This is a genomic window from Photobacterium toruni (assembly GCF_024529955.1).
GTDB classification, from domain to species: domain Bacteria; phylum Pseudomonadota; class Gammaproteobacteria; order Enterobacterales; family Vibrionaceae; genus Photobacterium; species Photobacterium toruni.
The window spans coordinates 358,528-375,230 of the sequence record NZ_AP024855.1; the positions used below are offsets into that span (position 1 = coordinate 358,528).

Genomic DNA, 16,703 nt, shown 5'->3' on the forward strand with positions numbered 1-16,703 from the left:
AGGATGGTTATGCACGATATTACAACAATGACAGTCACTGTATTTATGGGCTTCTTTGCGATGATGAACCCTATTGCTAATACCGCTGTTTTTGTCGGAATGACAGGAAGTCAGACTCCCGAACAACGTAAAAAAACCGCTTACAAAGCCCTTACCGCCGCTTTTTTTATCATCGCTACCTTCTGTCTTTTAGGTAAAGGGATTTTTGAATTATTCAGTATTACGCTGCCTGCACTACGATTATCAGGTGGTATTCTCGTCTTTTTAGTTGGCTATCATATGTTACAAGGTGATAGTTCAAAAATGCATTCAGAGTCTAAAGCAGATAACGTTGGCGATGAAAAAGACATTTCTATTTCACCGTTAGCATTACCGATTCTGGCTGGCCCTGGTACGATAGCTACGGCAATGAACTACTCAGCATCCGGCTCATTTCTACATACAATTATTACAATTATTGCTTTTGCTACCTTATGTTTAATCACCCTTGTGTGTTTTCTGTATGGTCCTAAACTCGTCGATAAAGTCGGTGAAGCAGGGATCACAATTACGACACGCCTAATGGGATTAATTTTAACCGTTATCGGTATGCAAATGTTAATTCAAGGCGTACATGATGCTTTCTTGTTATTTGATACGGCTAACTTAGCAAAATAATCCCCTCAAATTCCCCCATCGCCCTCTGATAACAGCCTTAGTCTTTCTTTTTACAAGGCTGTTATCTTACATTGGTTACATTTTCGCCTCGACATTTACAAACAAACTTCTGTATAATGCGCCCCCTTTACATCATCTCTGTTTTCGTGCATCTTCTTTTGGCTGTTACTGCCAAAAAATCATCGAATAAAACTGCTAGGAATACCTCTTGATATCTACCGCAAACATTACAATGCAATTTGGTGCTGAGCCATTATTTGAAAACATTTCAGCTAAATTTGGTAACGGTAACCGCTATGGCCTTATCGGTGCTAATGGTTGCGGCAAATCAACCTTTATGAAAATTCTTAGCGGCGCACTTACACCAAGTTCGGGTAACGTGTCGATCTCTCAAGGACAACGTTTAGGTACCCTAAGCCAAGACCAGTTTGCCTTTGAACAATACACCGTTGTTGATGCTGTGATCATGGGTGATGCTGCATTATGGAAAGTAAAACAAGAACGTGACCGTATTTATTCTCTGCCAGAAATGACAGAAGAAGATGGAATGGCTGTTGCTGAACTTGAAAGCGAATTTGCTGAAATGGATGGCTACAGTGCAGAAAGTCGTGCTGGACAGTTACTTATTGATGCTGGTATTGATGAAGAATTGCATTACGGTTTAATGTCACAAGTGGCACCAGGTTGGAAATTGCGTGTGTTACTAGCGCAAGCACTGTTCTCTAACCCTGATATTCTGTTGCTAGACGAACCAACCAACAACTTGGACATTCACACAATCAACTGGCTTGCTGGTGAGTTGAACTTGCGTAAATGTACCATGATCATTATTTCTCATGACCGTCACTTCCTAAACTCTGTATGTACTCACATGGCAGATATCGACTACGGTGAGCTACGTATTTACCCAGGTAACTACGAGAAATTTATTGAAGCATCAACGCTAATTCAAGAGCAACTATTGTCTGAAAATGCGAAGAAAAGTGCTGAAATTAATGAACTACAAGATTTCGTAAACCGTTTCGGTGCCAATGCATCTAAAGCAAAACAAGCAAGTTCTCGTGCTAAAAAAATGGATAAAATCAAGCTTGATGAAGTGAAATCTTCAAGCCGTTTAAAGCCATCATTACAGTTCAAGCCGGGTAAAGCACTTTACCGTCAAGCATTGATTCTAGAAGAGCTGGCTCATGGCTTTGATGGTGAAACCTTATTTGAAGGTGGCGATTTAATCCTAGATGCAGGCTCTAAACTAGCGATCATCGGTGAAAATGGTGTTGGTAAAACAACCATGTTACGTTGTCTAGTTAATGAACTAAAACACAACCATGGCGTGATCAAGTGGTCTGAAAATGCATCGATTGGTTACTGTCCTCAAGATAGTTCTGCCGATTTTGATAACGATTTAGGTATCTTTGACTGGATTTCACAATGGCGAACTAAAGATCATGATGATCTAGCCGTACGTAGTATCCTAGGTCGCTTACTGTTTACTGCTGATGATATCAACAAAAAAGTAAGAAACTGTTCTGGTGGTGAGAAAAACCGTTTGTTATTTGGTAAGTTGATGATGCTAAATATTAACGTATTGGTCATGGACGAACCAACAAACCACATGGATATGGAAGCGATCGAAGCGCTTAATAATGCCTTAAAAGTGTATGAAGGTACGTTAATTTTTGTTAGTCATGACCGTGAATTCGTATCATCGCTAGCAACACGTATTATTGATATCCGTGATAAAAAAGTCGTTAACTTCCACGGTACATTTGACGAATACATGTCAAACCTTGCCCTTGAAGGTAAGGTCGCTTAATCACGCAAATCAGCAAGTTATACTATTGTGTATAACTTGCTGCATCTTCTGCAATTCATACCTCACCAAACAATGAATCATCATCATGACAACCATTACTTTTATCACCAATGTCGGCAATATTGATATCTGCCTTAATAAACAAAAAGCGCCTGTCACGGTACGTAACTTTATTCAATATTGTCGTGATGGCTTTTATGACGATACGATTTTTCACCGTGTGATTAACGGTTTTATGATTCAAGGTGGTGGTCACACTGAAGATTTAGCCGAAAAGCCGACGCGTGATCCTATTGTTAATGAAGCCAACCGTGGTCTTAAAAATATACAGGGAACAATTGCGATGGCACGTACAGACGCGCCACATTCAGCAACTGCACAATTTTTTATTAATCTTGCTGATAATGATTTTCTTGATTACACAGCCACAACCAACAATGGTTGGGGATATACTGTTTTTGGCAATGTAACAGCAGGAATAGACGTCGTTAATCATATCGCTCAGGTAAAAACTGCAACGATACAAGGTTATGAGAATGTTCCATGTGAAGCTATCGTTATTAATCAAGTGATTATTAACGAATAGTCAGTGACTTTTTGTCTAATTGACGGCTTATATTAAATAGATAGAGAGCGAGTGAATGATTATCATCGCTCCATCTACACTCTAATTAATTGTTTTTATAATGCTTTGTTTTAATAATAATTTCTGCATGTTCTGCCGATATTGGCATTACTTTTAAAGCATGTACATTACTGCCACCAGTATTCCCTATAGGTACTCCGTCAATGGCTGTTAATAATGCAGCCCCAATAATACGCATAATCTGACCATTAATTTCTTTAATATCACCCTGTTTTAACGCCCATCGCAACATAAAAAAATGCACCTTAACATGCCAATATGTCGATTCTTGCCCAAGCACGTGTGCATTTTCCAAAAATCGAAACGCCATTACGGAATCACCTTTTTTTTGTGCTTTATATGATCGCAACAGTTCTCTTTTAATATAGGGCGCTATTTTATGACTAAAATTACTCATTCTCCATCGAGTCATTATTCATCCTTAAATAATTAACTTACAATCGTTCTTCTATTGTTGTAATAGCTGTTGTGACGGCAATAAGGTAACTGCAGTACCAAATGCTAATAACTCACATGAACCATCCATAATTGCACTGGTCGTAAAACGAATACCAACAACAGCATCAGCACCCAAGTCTAAAGCATCAGCTTCTAACCTTGCCATCGCTTGACTACGAGCCTCATTAAACATTTCGGTATACCCTTTTAGCTCTCCGCCAACAATTCCTTTTAGACTTGCCATAATATCACGGCCAATATGTTTAGATTGCACAACATTGCCAGTGACTACACCAAGTATAGCGATAATATCATGCCCCGGAACGGTTTCTGTTGTTGAAAAAATCATTTTGTGAAACTCCTCTTAAAATAATAGACTAAATACTCATTAATAAATAACATCTTAATATTAAGAGCGTCTTATTCTCATAACGATTATATTATTTTTTGTTAAAAATACTTTTATAGCCCGTCATGATAAGATTAACCAATGCTGTAATAACATTAGAATTATTATATTCTTCCATTACATAAATAAAGTTTGACTTAAAATGTTCAACGGCTTCAGCGCTATTTTCAGCAAAAATAACATCATCCTCAATCTCAAAACCAGCATCCAATAATTGCTTTTTCTGCTCTATAAATTGCAAATCTTCCATGTTCAAGTAAGTGAATTTTTTACGATTCGAACCCGGCAAGCAAAAAAATTGATATTTAGCCATAATATATATTCACGATTATTATTAATTATTCATTAATAGCATATTTTTATGACTTATAACGTATTTCTACTTGCACTATTTTGATTTATATCACAAAAAATATTTATCTATAAATTAAGCCATCCACTCGGCATTTTTATAAATCACTACAACTGCACGTCACTGCCGGAAGATAAGTCAGTTTATTCTCTCGAAATAACAACATTGCTGTATTAATTATCGCTAAAATTTGATTCTCATTGTAAGTGAATGGCTGCTCATAAACCCAACCACTACAGCCATATCCGACGAGAGGTAAACTATGACGGTCTATCGTCTGATCTTCAGCGATTTCTATAATAATAGTGGTTGATGTTGATGATAAACACCACGCATACCCTTGTACTTCCCCATATCCTATTACTTTAGAGTCAATATCAATTACACCACAATAGTTTTCATTATTTATTTTAATCATTATATTGACCTTCTTTTCTTATTAAAAATATCATTAACGCGAATATCTCTTTTTATAATAAAAGACTTTACATATAAATATTGTAAAAACATTCAATTTATAAGTATGCAAAAATGATTATAAATTTCAGATAACACTTAACCTAATAACAATTAACTAAATAAAACTCGACCTAATATTGCTTACATTAAATTTCCTGATTACCACCGAGACTCAGCCAGCGTTAATAATTTCTCTGGCATCGGTGGTGATTTTGCACCACATTTAATTAGCGTATTGAATATATCTTCAACTCGAAACCGATAATTAAATCGAAAACAGAATTCACCAAGATAACGAGGAATATGCTTTTCTCTAATTGCGTGATATGTCCCTTTTATCGAATTTTTAACGTTACCAATCATGGTATCGACCCAATAAAATGCAGCTTCATATTGGTGAAGTTCTTTACCATTTTTTGGTAATGAACCATGAATAATATCTGCTGCTAACAGACCATTAAAACAGGGTAAACCATCTGATATGACTAACGTTTTTTCTTGTAAATGCTTTTTAGCCCAATCTATAATTTCTTGTTTTTTAAAACAAGAAACAACACTTAGCCGCATATAAATAGGATGACCTTCTTCATTCAAAGAGATCGCTGATACAAAAGGTGTTTTACCTTTGGCACCACGTCCTCGCTTTCCTTTTTGTTTACCTCCAATATATGCATCATCCAATTGCACGATATTGCCTAACTTTCGATTATCATCATGCTCTTTCATCACTTGCATGAGCTTATGTTTTATTCGCCATGCTGCGTTATAAGAAACCCCTAATTTACGCTTTAGCTCTAATGCTGAAATACTGTTTTTATCTTGTGTGATGAGATAAATAGCTAAAAACCAAGTAGTTAACGGTAATTTTGAATGGGAAAATAAAGTACCTGCCGTCAATGATGTCTGATGGTGACACTTATTACATTGATATAATGACCGCGATTTAAGTTCACAATAACTTTTAGAAGCACAGGTAGGGCAAACGTAACCATTTTTCCATCGAATATTAAATAAACGCTCTCTACATTGAATTTCTGTCCCATACATTTGCATAAATTCGGGTATAGAAAAGCCTTTCTGAAATTGGATTGAATTCTTAGGCATAACGTCACTCCTATACTTCAATATCTTAAAGTATAGGAGATAATTTAACAGTGGCTGTTAAATAGTGGTAATCAGGTTAAATTTTACAAAATAAAAATGAGCACTATAGTTTATATAGTATTTAATAAGCATAAAATATAATAACTAAATTGAAATCTTTATTTAAAAATTAAAGATAACATATATAAAACACAATCTCACATGTTGCTTAAAAAGCATATTTCATAAAAAGTATCGCTATGACGACAAATAAACAACAAATCGAACTACAAAAAGAGATGGGACCTAATTGGTTTGCATCTGTCATGGGAACGGGTATTATCGCCAATGCCGCTGTGGGTTTACCTTTTATAGGCAAAGACTTAGTCGGATTTTCAACCGTCGTTTGGTTAATTGCCTTTGCGATGCTGATCTTTATGACCATCGTAAAAACTTACCAAACAATCACTAAACCCCATATTATTAAACGCCAATTTAATGATCCTGTTATGTCCCAATTTTTTGGTGCGCCACCGATGGCATTTCTAACCGTTGCAGGCGGTACACTCCTATTAGGCCCTCACCTTTTTGGATACCCTCTTGCATTAAATATTGCTTGGCCACTTTTTTGGATTGGAACAATCAGCGGCATTATCACTGCCATTATTATTCCGTACCGTTTATTTACCCATAATGAAGTGCATGATGATGCTGCTTTTGGCGGTTGGTTAATGCCTGTAGTGCCACCGATGGTATCGGCAACTATCGGCTCTATGTTCCTCTCTCATATGCCTCACACCACGGGTCAACAAACGCTACTTTATGGCATGTACGCCTGTTTTGGTATGAGCTTAATGGCATCCATTATTATTATTACATTAATTTGGAGTCGTTTAGCCCATGCAGGTACATCAGGCAGTGCTCGTGTTCCAACGCTATGGATTGTATTAGGTCCTTTAGGGCAATCAATTACAGCCGTGGGAGGTTTAGGTACTGCCGCGCTATTTACCGTTAATGAGCCTATTGCCAGTGCGATGAATGTTATGGCGATTTTATATGGTGTACCTATTTGGGGCTTTGCGATGTTATGGTTCTGTGTAGCCGCATTATTAACCTTACGTGCCATACGTCGTAAAATGCCTTTTGCGTTAACCTGGTGGGCATTTACCTTCCCCGTTGGCACATGTGTGACAGGAACAACACAATTGGCACTCCACACCGGTTTACCTGTTTTTCAGTGGGCGTCAATTATACTGTTCGCTTGCCTGATTTTGGCGTGGATCACCGCGACATTAGGCACATTTAAAGGCTTAAAACACGGGAAGATTTTTAATAATCCAACCGCTGTTGTTCATATAAAATCAAAAAAAGGTAATAACTAATATAAATAAGCCCTATAACACTGCTTAATGCAATATTATGGGGCTTTTGAATCACTCTAACCTAACCTGTTGTCAGCTTATTAGCACGTAGACTGCCAATAACGTTCACTAATGCGCCAAGTACTATCATTGATCCTCCAGCTAATGTCCATGCAGATGGTACTTCGCTGAAAACTAACCAACCTAGAATAATAGAAAATACCACTTGAATGTAAGAGTATGCGGTTGCTTTACTTGCCACTTCGACTTTCATTGCCTTGGTTAAACCCACTTGACCAAACTGAGTGAAAATACCCACAAAAAGCAGTAAGAACAGCGCTTCTTTGGTTGGCATAACAAAACCATCACCCAGTAATAACACCGACAATGGCAACGCAATTAATGGAAAATAAAAAATAATGACCGAACTATCTTCAGTGCTACTCAACCGCTTAACAATAATATAAGACACGCCACTACCAAATGCGCCGAGCAGTGCGATACCAATACTAAATAATGGTAATTGCTGAACGTGATCAAATGAGAGCCCCGGTCCCACCATTAGCAATAACCCCAAAATTGAGCACACAATACAAATAATGGTGCTTATATGGACTTTTTCTTTGAGGAAAAGGATCGCTAACACTGCCGTAAAAACAGGATTAAGGTACTGTAAAATAGTCGCTTCGGCTAAAGGTAAGGTTGAGACGGCATAATAAACACAAATTAATGAAAATGACCCCGTAATACCACGAGTTAATAATAGCTTACGGTTATTACCCCAGATCTCAATCCGTTTACGTTTAACATCAGCATAGCTAATAATCAACGATACAATTGCGCGCGCAGCAACAATTTCAAAAACAGGAATGCCATAAGTATGTACTAATTTCACACAACTCGACATTAATGCAAACGCAAGTGCTGACATCAGCATATATCTGACGCCAATAGGTATTTTATTCAAAGAAAAATTGGACATAGGAGGCGATTCATTAACATAAACAACTATTTTATGAAAAAAAACCTCAACCTCGCAAGTGTTATATTACTCTGCTAGTTTTATGATTTATATTATCATCTTCGCTATTCCACCTGAAAAATACTTCCAGCATTCATGTCGCTGACGTTAACAAAAACAAATACTATCCCTCAAAATGGTTTACGTTATAATCGCCATTCAGCTCAACAATAAATAGAATAATATGTACCAATTGACGTTTTCATTTGAAGAATTTCTTGCCGAGTTTTGGCAAAAGAAACCCACTATTATCAAAGGCGGTTTTAAAAACTTTGTCGATCCCATTTCAGCAGATGAACTCGCTGGATTGGCAATGGAAGAAGAAGTTGATTCGCGTTATATCGCTAAATTAGCTGATACTTGGGATGTCCGTCATGGACCACTGACTTTTGATGATACACCCACAGATAATTGGTCATTCATCGTTCAAGCCGCTAACCATTGGCATGAAGGCGCAGCACAACTGATCACACCATTTCGTCAGTTACCCGGTTGGTTACTGGACGATCTAATGATCAGCTACTCGACCCCTGGCGGCGGTGTTGGCCCTCATATCGATCAGTATGATGTATTTATTACTCAAGGTTCAGGTAAACGTCATTGGCGCGTAGGCCCTAAAAAAGATGATTACGAAGAAGAGTGTCGTCATCCTGCCTTACGTCAAATCAAAGGCTTTGAGCCCATTATTGACGATATTTTAGAACCCGGTGATATTTTATATATTCCACCAGGTTTCCCGCATGATGGCTACGCGATTGAGACCTCAATGAGTTTTTCAGTCGGTTTCCGCTCACCAAAGAAACAAGAATTATTGAGCAGCTATGCCGACTTTGTGATTGCGAATGATATTGGTGATGTGCATTATCATAATCCAGCGTTGCCTGCCCGTGCTAACAACGGTGCTATCTTAGCTGAAGAAGCAAAAGATCTTGAAAATATGATGCGCAGCTTGCTTGATCACCCACAACTATTAAAGCAATGGTTGGGTGAACATTTAACCCAAAACCGTCATGAGCTGGATATAATGCCTTCTGAGCCACCATGGCAAAATAATGAGACTTATCAGTTTTTAGAAGACGGTGAAGCGTTTAAACGTATTGGTGGTTTACGTGCGTTTTATCATCCAGATCAAGCTCATATCGTTTATATTAATGGTGAGCAATATCAATTACCGCCAGAATGTGCTGATGCGGCTAAATTATTGTGTGATGAAGAACAAATCACCCATGCACAATTAGCTAAACAGCTTGATCACCCTGCATTTTTAGCAATGTTAACGCAGCTAATTAATCTTGGTTATTGGTACCCTGTTGAATAACTGAATAAAAAAAAGAGCTAACACAAAGGTTAGCTCTTTCTCGTTATTCAAATGACGTTATTATTTATAAACGGGCTAATTCTGCTTTGCGGGTTTTATTTGTCACACAGAAGTTACCACGGCGGGTACGACACTTTGAACAACGTTCACATTCAACGTCAGCTTTATAGCCATCTAACCAACGTTTAATTAGCTTTGGCTCAGACAACAATGGACGTGATAATGCAAAAAATTCAATACCAGTATTATTCGCCATCGCTTCAATTGCATCAAACTCACTCAAGCCACCAACAGTAATGACAGGCACATCAACGTCTTGGCTGATCACATCACCGTATTGATGAAAATAACCTTCAGCTTCAATAGTATAACCATCATAAGATTCACCCACCATGGTGTCTGCTTTACCATGTACATTACCAGAGATGATAATCGCATCCACGCCCACTGCTGCGAGCTTTTTACAAATAAGGCGCGTATCAGCAAATGTTAATCCACCATCAAAAAACTCAGAAGCGGTTAATTTCACTAAAATAGGGAAATCATCACCGACTAGCGTTCTAATTTTCGCGTAAATCTCTAATAAAAATCGCATACGGTTATCAAGGCTACCGCCATACTGATCATCACGCTGATTATAATACGGGCTTAAAAACTGGTTAATTAAATACGTATGTGCCGCATGAATTTCAACGCCATCAAAACCCGCATCTTGAGCACGTTTAGTCGCTAACGCAAAAGCTTCAACAATATAATCGATGTCAGCTTGCGTCATTACTTGACCCAATGTTTGAGTACCTTTCTCGCACACAGCACTCGGAGCAAAGATCACTCGTTCGCCAACATTGTAGGTTGTTTTAGTGCCACCATAAGCCAATTGCATCACGATTTTAGAATCATATTGATGAACAAGATCCGTCAATTTTTGATATTCTGCGATAAACGAATCGTTATACATTCCCATCATGCCAGCATTGGGTTTTTCTTCTTCGACAATATTTGCATAACCCGTTACGATCAGCCCCACTTCCCCTTGCGCAAGTTCTTCATAAATAGCATAAAGTTTATCGGTCATATGGCCATCTTCTGTCGCCATATTTTCCCATGTTGCACTACGAACAAAGCGGTTTTTTAATGCCATGTTGCCAATACGGGCTTCTGTAAATAAAGTACTCAAATCACATCCTCTTAAATATCATGTCGTCTTATCTTCACCAACGCCATAAAAACAAAAAGAACAGCATTATTGCGCTGTTCTTTTTTATGTATTTTTATCATAAACGCTAAGTTGAGGTGAATAATACCGTGACTGCATTTATAAATCTTTAATCTGGATTAAGATAATGCCAGTTGTATCAACTATACCGCCATGAAATGGTACTTTTATAGCTACAGCTTAATACTAAATAACCGTTACACCTTCTGTTTCAAGTACACTGTTTGCACCTGCGCGATCGATAATTTTAACGATAACAGATTGGATCGTCTCATCTTCTCGTACATCATTTTCACTCACAAACTTTTGCTCTTGCGGCTCAGCACCTTCTGCAAGCGTAAAAGTAACCACCACTTCCGTTGCAATATTCGATGTTTTACCAAAATAGGCCAAAGAAAGCTGAGGGTAACCTTTAAAGCCTTTTTTAACTTGCTTTGCGATACGTTTTTTAGCTTTATCTACATTCATCATTAACCCTTGCTTATTATCGAATAAAATCAAAATGGTACAAAAACATAATACGTTGATTATAACGACGATAATACTTAAATTATGCACTAAACAGCGTAAAACCACTCTGGAGGGGATCGTTTAGTCCATTTAGCAAAGGCCGCCTTATCACCTCGATAAAAATTACGATAAGCCTCAATTGCATCAGCCTCCACTTTATAATCATTAGGCATTGCCTGAGCAAATGGCGTTAATCCTATAGCATCATAAGAATGACGTTCAATCTCAGCCAATACAGTAATGGATTTATGATCAGTGGTTTTGTTGTACCTAAATTTATATTCTTTATTTAGTGCTATCGTTAATGCTTTTAACCAAAGAAAATTATCATAAGATTGCTCAACCCAGAGTACACAGGGATGATTCATATGGGTTGATTTATACGGCGTCGTAAAGCCTTTTTTATTAAGCGCGGTACATAAAAGTTGGACACTTTCTAAAATCATTTTAACCACATGTTGATCACAATGATATTGAGCACATTTTTCAATATCGTGATCTAAAATAAAAATATTCATCACATCATCCCTTATTGAACATACTAATAGCTTAGCTCAATATAAAATCCTGCTCTTCAATTTATATCTCTATTTCAGTGTATTGACGTTGATAATGCGCTAAAAGCTGGTGTATTCCAGTCATCGGAATCTCTAATGTTGCAGTATTGGTAAAGGGATGACACTGTATAGCAGAATAATTAAATATACTTTTATCAATAATTAACTCAACAGCCGCCTGTGTATCTTTAATAATATCTAAAAGCGAAACAGAACCCGTACTCGTTCCTAAATACTTATCTAAGCGATGACTAGAAGCAAAACTTAAACCTGAAACATTCAATCTTTGACTTAATCGTTTAAAATCAATAGTTTTATCATCCATCATGATAATTAAAAAATGACGATCACCTTTCTTATTTTTAATAAACAGGTTTTTAGTTGCAACCCCATCAATATCTAACGCTAATAAGTGCGCTTGTTCACAATTAAATACTGCAGGATGTAGAAATTTTTTATAATCAATATCAAGATCATCAAGTATCTTATAGATATCCATGCTTAACTTCCTTTTAGCGAATATTTAAATAGCTGATTACTTTTTCTTTTAATACTTTATAAGTAAATACCAATAATAACCAATAATAAATATCGAACGAATAGCGATAAGTCAGCAACAGTATGGCTTTGTATAATGCGGGGATTTAAAATTACCTGATTACCACTATTTAACAGCCACTGTTAAATTATCTCCTATACTTTAAGATATTGAAGTATAGGAGTGACGTTATGCCTAAGAATTCAATCCAATTTCAGAAAGGCTTTTCTATACCCGAATTTATGCAAATGTATGGGACAGAAATTCAATGTAGAGAGCGTTTATTTAATATTCGATGGAAAAATGGTTACGTTTGCCCTACCTGTGCTTCTAAAAGTTATTGTGAACTTAAATCGCGGTCATTATATCAATGTAATAAGTGTCACCATCAGACATCATTGACGGCAGGTACTTTATTTTCCCATTCAAAATTACCGTTAACTACTTGGTTTTTAGCTATTTATCTCATCACACAAGATAAAAACAGTATTTCAGCATTAGAGCTAAAGCGTAAATTAGGGGTTTCTTATAACGCAGCATGGCGAATAAAACATAAGCTCATGCAAGTGATGAAAGAGCATGATGATAATCGAAAGTTAGGCAATATCGTGCAATTGGATGATGCATATATTGGAGGTAAACAAAAAGGAAAGCGAGGACGTGGTGCCAAAGGTAAAACACCTTTTGTATCAGCGATCTCTTTGAATGAAGAAGGTCATCCTATTTATATGCGGCTAAGTGTTGTTTCTTGTTTTAAAAAACAAGAAATTACAGATTGGGCTAAAAAGCATTTACAAGAAAAAACGTTAGTCATATCAGATGGTTTACCCTGTTTTAATGGTCTGTTAGCAGCAGATATTATTCATGGTTCATTACCAAAAAATGGTAAAGAACTTCACCAATATGAAGCTGCATTTTATTGGGTCGATACCATGATTGGTAACGTTAAAAATTCGATAAAAGGGACATATCACGCAATTAGAGAAAAGCATATTCCTCGTTATCTTGGTGAATTCTGTTTTCGATTTAATTATCGGTTTCGAGTTGAAGATATATTCAATACGCTAATTAAATGTGGTGCAAAATCACCACCGATGCCAGAGAAATTATTAACGCTGGCTGAGTCTCGGTGGTAATCAGGTAAAATTAAACAGGAATATAGACACTGGATTGTTAATCAAATAGGGCCTAATCATTATTAGACCCTAAGATCATCATATCAATTGCTACCTAAGCGATAAACAATGATAGTAATGCAGTTAACGGTTAACCATTAACTCAATAACGCATCTTACTTATAAAAAGCTTCAACAGTGCCTTTTAGAGTAATAAGCATTGGGTTACCGCGACGATCTAATGCTTTAGGTGACGGTACTTTTACCCAACCTTCACTGATGCAGTATTCTTCAACATCAAAACGCTCTTTACCATTTAGTCGAATACCAATTTCGAATTCAAAAGCAGCTTCTAGGAAGAATGGGCTACGAGGATTACCAGCAAGGTGATCAGGTAAAGTTGGTCGTGATGTAGTATCGGTCATGATGGTGCCTGTTGAAAATAAAAAGTGCGCTATTGTAGACAATCTCGGACTAACGCTCAAGAGCTGTATGAATAGAAGTAAAAACTAAGTGCTCAATGCCTGTAATATCATTGCTAATGCTCAACAAATACACCTATATTGCACTGACTTTGGTTGCAAGTGTTTTCGTTACTCGACAAGGATTACCAACAGCTACGCTATTAATAGGAATATCACGCGTTACCACACTACCCGCCCCTATCACGCAATTATCGCCAATAGCCACCCCAGGCAATATCGATACATTACCACCGATCCAAACATTGTTACCAATACTGACATTCGCACCATATTCCTGATGTTGACGCTCGATGGGATCTAAAGGATGCGTCGCCGTTGAAATCATTACATGTGGGCCAATCAGCACATTATCGCCAATCGTTACTTTGCAAACATCAAGAATGGTCAAATTATGATTGGAATAAAAGTTACTGCCAACGTCAATGTTATACCCATAATCACAGAAGAAATTCGGCTCAATGTGGGCTCGGTCTTTGATGATAAGTAACCCTTTTAATATCGCCATTTGTGCTTCAAGCTGCGTTGGATCAGCCATATTAAAGCGATGACAAACAGATTTAGCATGCATACGCTCAGCAAAAAGCTGTTCATCACTCGCGTTATAAACAAGACCTGCTAACATTTTGTCTTTTTCGTTCATTGTGATTTCCAGAGTAAAATAAAGCCACTATTAAAGTGCATTTCTCTATCGCAGTATGTGTGCTATTACTCAATTATGAAAAATCATCTACTGACCATGATTAGTCCAAGCCTCAATATCTATATCGTCAAGCTGTTGATAAACACTGATCGCCTGCTTCGCTTCTTTTTTGGGTGTTTTCTGAGTCGATTTTAAAAAGGCATGAATAATAACAACATCATTCTCTTTGGTTTTAATGAACAATACCCTTGCAGACTCCTTACCATTATCGACCCTGAGTTTGTATATTAAGCCTTTATATTTCCATATCTTGGGATTTAACAGCTTTAAGCTTTTACAATGATAAATATCATTATGGGTCTGATAAGACTTAAATTTATTCTCAATATTAAGCTGCAACTTTTCTGAAATTTCATCAAAAAATCATAAAGGGCTGTTGTTCTATTTTCTTTTTTTACGCTATAAATATTCATTTTTAATCAATAACTTAATCTAACACGGATAACATTAGGCTCCTCAAACAATGAAAAGCCAAATATTGCTGTTATTACTCAGGCAGTACCCAATCAGGACGAGGAAAATGGCAGGTATAACCATTAGGTTGATGTAATAAATAATCTTGATGTTCAGACTCTGCATGCCAAAAATCACCCGCTGGCACAACTTCCGTCACGATTAGTCCCGGCCACACACGAGAAGCATCCATCCGTTTAATCAGATCTTCAGCAATGGCTTTTTGCTCATTTGAGGTATAAAAAATAGCTGAGCGATAAGATGTACCAAGGTCATTACCTTGACGATTTATGGTCGATGGATCATGTATTTGAAAAAAGTAAGCGAGGATTTTAGTAAAACTGGTTTGTGTGGTATCAAAGAGGATTTCAATCGCTTCGGCATGAGTTCCATGATTGCGGTAGGTCGCATTTTCAACATCACCGCCCGTATAACCGACCTGCGTTGCGATCACGCCCTGTTGACGACGAATTAGATCTTGCATACCCCAAAAACACCCACCAGCCAGTATTGCTTTTTCGATACTCATATCACTACTCCTATTGCCACATTGCGTGAACTTATGAGTTTTCATACAACCATAAGTTGATATTTATCGCAATTAGAACGTGAAAATACCGTTTACCAATTGGTGTGATAGCGGCGATAAATATCATCAATGAGCTAGCTATATAGCTAACTCATTTTTGGACAAAAGTGTGTTACGCACTTTGCTCTATTTTGGCTGGTAAGTAGGATCACGGCGCGTTAAGTGGTGAGCAACGCAGACCACAGGGCTTAAAGTATTGTGCTGTAAACACAAAAGCCGACGCAAACTAAAAATGCCGAGCATTGGGAATCCATCTTAAACGCTTTGTTAAATTTATTTTGCATAGAATACTTCACTCAATTTACCTTGCTCATGTAAATCAATACAGATATCTAGTGCAATGTTCATTCTTGTCTCAAATTCCTCTTGAATATGCTCAAATAATAAAGCGCATACTTGTATTGTCGTAACGACTAAGTTGCTCAGTCTTTCATCTGATTTAGGTGATATGCCCATAACCACCTCTTTTGTATCATGATTTGGAGTTGAGTATGCCCCGAGAACGCCTTGATAATTTGGATGGGCAGACTCAGAGAGTATGTTGTAGATATTTCTAAATTCAGGATCGAGCGTTTTTGAAACCTTATCAATGCACGTTAATACATTGATCATTTCAGGAAACTCTTCATCTCCTTTCCAACCAATACTCAATCGGTGCATTGTATTGAGCAACTCTGCTAAATCGTGATCTTTTTCAAAAGCTTCTAACTTAAAGCTCAAATATGCTATAACCGCGAATGATTCTTGTGCTGCTCTAGCGGATACAACAGCAGCAACATGGTTGCCGCTTTTTAAAAGCGTTAGAGCACCTTCACACAGGTCTATAAATCGGTGAAGAACTGCCTCACGATAACAGTCGATATTAAAAATCGGACGAAAAGCTAAGTGAACCTTCAAAGGAACTACCTTATCTCTTTTGATAACTTTAATTAACTCAACAACTTTTTCTGTTTTTTTCATATCGCACATAGTCCGAATAATAA

At 37.2% G+C, this 16,703-nt stretch carries 21 protein-coding genes; 6 read left to right on the forward strand and 15 right to left on the reverse strand.

Annotated elements, in window-relative coordinates; genetic code table 11:
- The first annotated feature begins 9 nt into the window (after positions 1-9).
- The 3 genes from OC457_RS15860 to OC457_RS15870 all read left to right on the forward strand — a co-directional run bounded on the left by OC457_RS15860 (position 10) and on the right by OC457_RS15870 (position 3,056).
- On the forward strand, positions 10-657 hold the full coding sequence (locus OC457_RS15860; protein ID WP_080176570.1) for a MarC family protein: 648 nt from the start codon (positions 10-12) through the stop codon (positions 655-657).
- 208 nt (positions 658-865) lie between these two features.
- Positions 866-2,470, forward strand: a complete 1,605-nt coding sequence (locus tag OC457_RS15865; RefSeq protein WP_080176569.1) for an ABC-F family ATPase — start codon at positions 866-868, stop codon at positions 2,468-2,470.
- A gap of 85 nt (positions 2,471-2,555) precedes the next feature.
- Positions 2,556-3,056 (forward strand): peptidylprolyl isomerase, encoded by a 501-nt coding sequence (locus OC457_RS15870; RefSeq protein ID WP_080176568.1) that lies wholly within the window; start codon positions 2,556-2,558, stop codon positions 3,054-3,056.
- A gap of 85 nt (positions 3,057-3,141) precedes the next feature.
- On the opposite strand, the gene OC457_RS15875 is transcribed toward OC457_RS15870, so the two are convergent.
- The 5 genes from OC457_RS15875 to OC457_RS15895 form a co-directional block, all read right to left on the reverse strand.
- A complete protein-coding gene (locus OC457_RS15875) occupies positions 3,142-3,513 on the reverse strand; it encodes a DUF3703 domain-containing protein (protein ID WP_080176572.1) in 372 nt (123 codons plus the stop codon).
- Between the two features lie 51 nt (positions 3,514-3,564).
- Positions 3,565-3,903 (reverse strand): heavy metal-binding domain-containing protein, encoded by a 339-nt coding sequence (locus OC457_RS15880; RefSeq protein WP_080176567.1) that lies wholly within the window; start codon positions 3,901-3,903, stop codon positions 3,565-3,567.
- Between the two features lie 91 nt (positions 3,904-3,994).
- Positions 3,995-4,276 carry a hypothetical protein gene (locus tag OC457_RS15885; protein WP_080176566.1) on the reverse strand — a complete coding sequence of 94 codons (282 nt, stop codon included), beginning with the start codon at positions 4,274-4,276 and terminating at the stop codon, positions 3,995-3,997.
- 136 nt (positions 4,277-4,412) lie between these two features.
- Entirely contained in the window at positions 4,413-4,733 is a 321-nt protein-coding gene (locus tag OC457_RS15890; protein ID WP_080176565.1) for a hypothetical protein, read from the reverse strand.
- 200 nt (positions 4,734-4,933) lie between these two features.
- Positions 4,934-5,878 (reverse strand): IS1595-like element ISPma1 family transposase, encoded by a 945-nt coding sequence (locus tag OC457_RS15895; protein WP_262054059.1) that lies wholly within the window; start codon positions 5,876-5,878, stop codon positions 4,934-4,936.
- A gap of 239 nt (positions 5,879-6,117) precedes the next feature.
- Here OC457_RS15895 and OC457_RS15900 point away from each other — a divergent pair, with 239 nt between their 5' ends.
- The gene (locus tag OC457_RS15900) at positions 6,118-7,239 is read left to right on the forward strand and encodes a TDT family transporter (protein WP_080176547.1); all 1,122 of its coding nucleotides are present in this window, start codon (positions 6,118-6,120) and stop codon (positions 7,237-7,239) included.
- Positions 7,240-7,300: 61 nt separating this feature from the next.
- Here the strand turns inward: OC457_RS15900 and OC457_RS15905 are convergent, their stop codons facing one another.
- Positions 7,301-8,200 (reverse strand): DMT family transporter, encoded by a 900-nt coding sequence (locus OC457_RS15905; RefSeq protein WP_080176546.1) that lies wholly within the window; start codon positions 8,198-8,200, stop codon positions 7,301-7,303.
- A 223-nt stretch (positions 8,201-8,423) separates the two neighbouring features.
- On the opposite strand from OC457_RS15905, the gene OC457_RS15910 reads away from it, so the two are divergent.
- Positions 8,424-9,557 (forward strand): ribosomal protein uL16 3-hydroxylase, encoded by a 1,134-nt coding sequence (locus OC457_RS15910; RefSeq protein WP_080176545.1) that lies wholly within the window; start codon positions 8,424-8,426, stop codon positions 9,555-9,557.
- A 64-nt stretch (positions 9,558-9,621) separates the two neighbouring features.
- Here the strand turns inward: OC457_RS15910 and OC457_RS15915 are convergent, their stop codons facing one another.
- From OC457_RS15915 to OC457_RS15930, 4 genes are all read right to left on the reverse strand, one after another.
- Positions 9,622-10,734 (reverse strand): NADH:flavin oxidoreductase, encoded by a 1,113-nt coding sequence (locus OC457_RS15915; RefSeq protein WP_080176544.1) that lies wholly within the window; start codon positions 10,732-10,734, stop codon positions 9,622-9,624.
- A gap of 225 nt (positions 10,735-10,959) precedes the next feature.
- The gene (locus OC457_RS15920) at positions 10,960-11,241 is read right to left on the reverse strand and encodes a hypothetical protein (RefSeq protein ID WP_080176548.1); all 282 of its coding nucleotides are present in this window, start codon (positions 11,239-11,241) and stop codon (positions 10,960-10,962) included.
- Positions 11,242-11,330: 89 nt separating this feature from the next.
- The gene (locus OC457_RS15925) at positions 11,331-11,801 is read right to left on the reverse strand and encodes a pyrimidine dimer DNA glycosylase/endonuclease V (protein ID WP_080176543.1); all 471 of its coding nucleotides are present in this window, start codon (positions 11,799-11,801) and stop codon (positions 11,331-11,333) included.
- 61 nt (positions 11,802-11,862) lie between these two features.
- On the reverse strand, positions 11,863-12,339 hold the full coding sequence (locus OC457_RS15930; protein ID WP_080176542.1) for a prolyl-tRNA synthetase associated domain-containing protein: 477 nt from the start codon (positions 12,337-12,339) through the stop codon (positions 11,863-11,865).
- Positions 12,340-12,569: 230 nt separating this feature from the next.
- Between OC457_RS15930 and OC457_RS15935 the strand changes: the two genes are divergently transcribed.
- Positions 12,570-13,514, forward strand: a complete 945-nt coding sequence (locus tag OC457_RS15935; protein WP_080176628.1) for an IS1595-like element ISPma1 family transposase — start codon at positions 12,570-12,572, stop codon at positions 13,512-13,514.
- Between the two features lie 155 nt (positions 13,515-13,669).
- Here OC457_RS15935 and OC457_RS15940 read toward each other — a convergent pair whose 3' ends face one another.
- The 5 genes from OC457_RS15940 to OC457_RS15960 all read right to left on the reverse strand — a co-directional run bounded on the left by OC457_RS15940 (position 13,670) and on the right by OC457_RS15960 (position 16,680).
- Positions 13,670-13,918 (reverse strand): DUF3297 family protein, encoded by a 249-nt coding sequence (locus OC457_RS15940; protein WP_080175661.1) that lies wholly within the window; start codon positions 13,916-13,918, stop codon positions 13,670-13,672.
- Positions 13,919-14,051: 133 nt separating this feature from the next.
- Positions 14,052-14,618, reverse strand: coding sequence for a sugar O-acetyltransferase (locus OC457_RS15945; RefSeq protein WP_080175660.1), 567 nt, complete (start codon positions 14,616-14,618; stop codon positions 14,052-14,054).
- 87 nt (positions 14,619-14,705) lie between these two features.
- On the reverse strand, positions 14,706-15,017 hold the full coding sequence (locus OC457_RS15950; RefSeq protein ID WP_235866975.1) for a type II toxin-antitoxin system RelE/ParE family toxin: 312 nt from the start codon (positions 15,015-15,017) through the stop codon (positions 14,706-14,708).
- 148 nt (positions 15,018-15,165) lie between these two features.
- A complete protein-coding gene (gene msrA / locus OC457_RS15955) occupies positions 15,166-15,660 on the reverse strand; it encodes a peptide-methionine (S)-S-oxide reductase MsrA (RefSeq protein WP_080175659.1) in 495 nt (164 codons plus the stop codon).
- Between the two features lie 333 nt (positions 15,661-15,993).
- Positions 15,994-16,680, reverse strand: coding sequence for a hypothetical protein (locus OC457_RS15960; protein ID WP_080175658.1), 687 nt, complete (start codon positions 16,678-16,680; stop codon positions 15,994-15,996).
- Between the last annotated feature and the right edge of the window lie 23 nt (positions 16,681-16,703).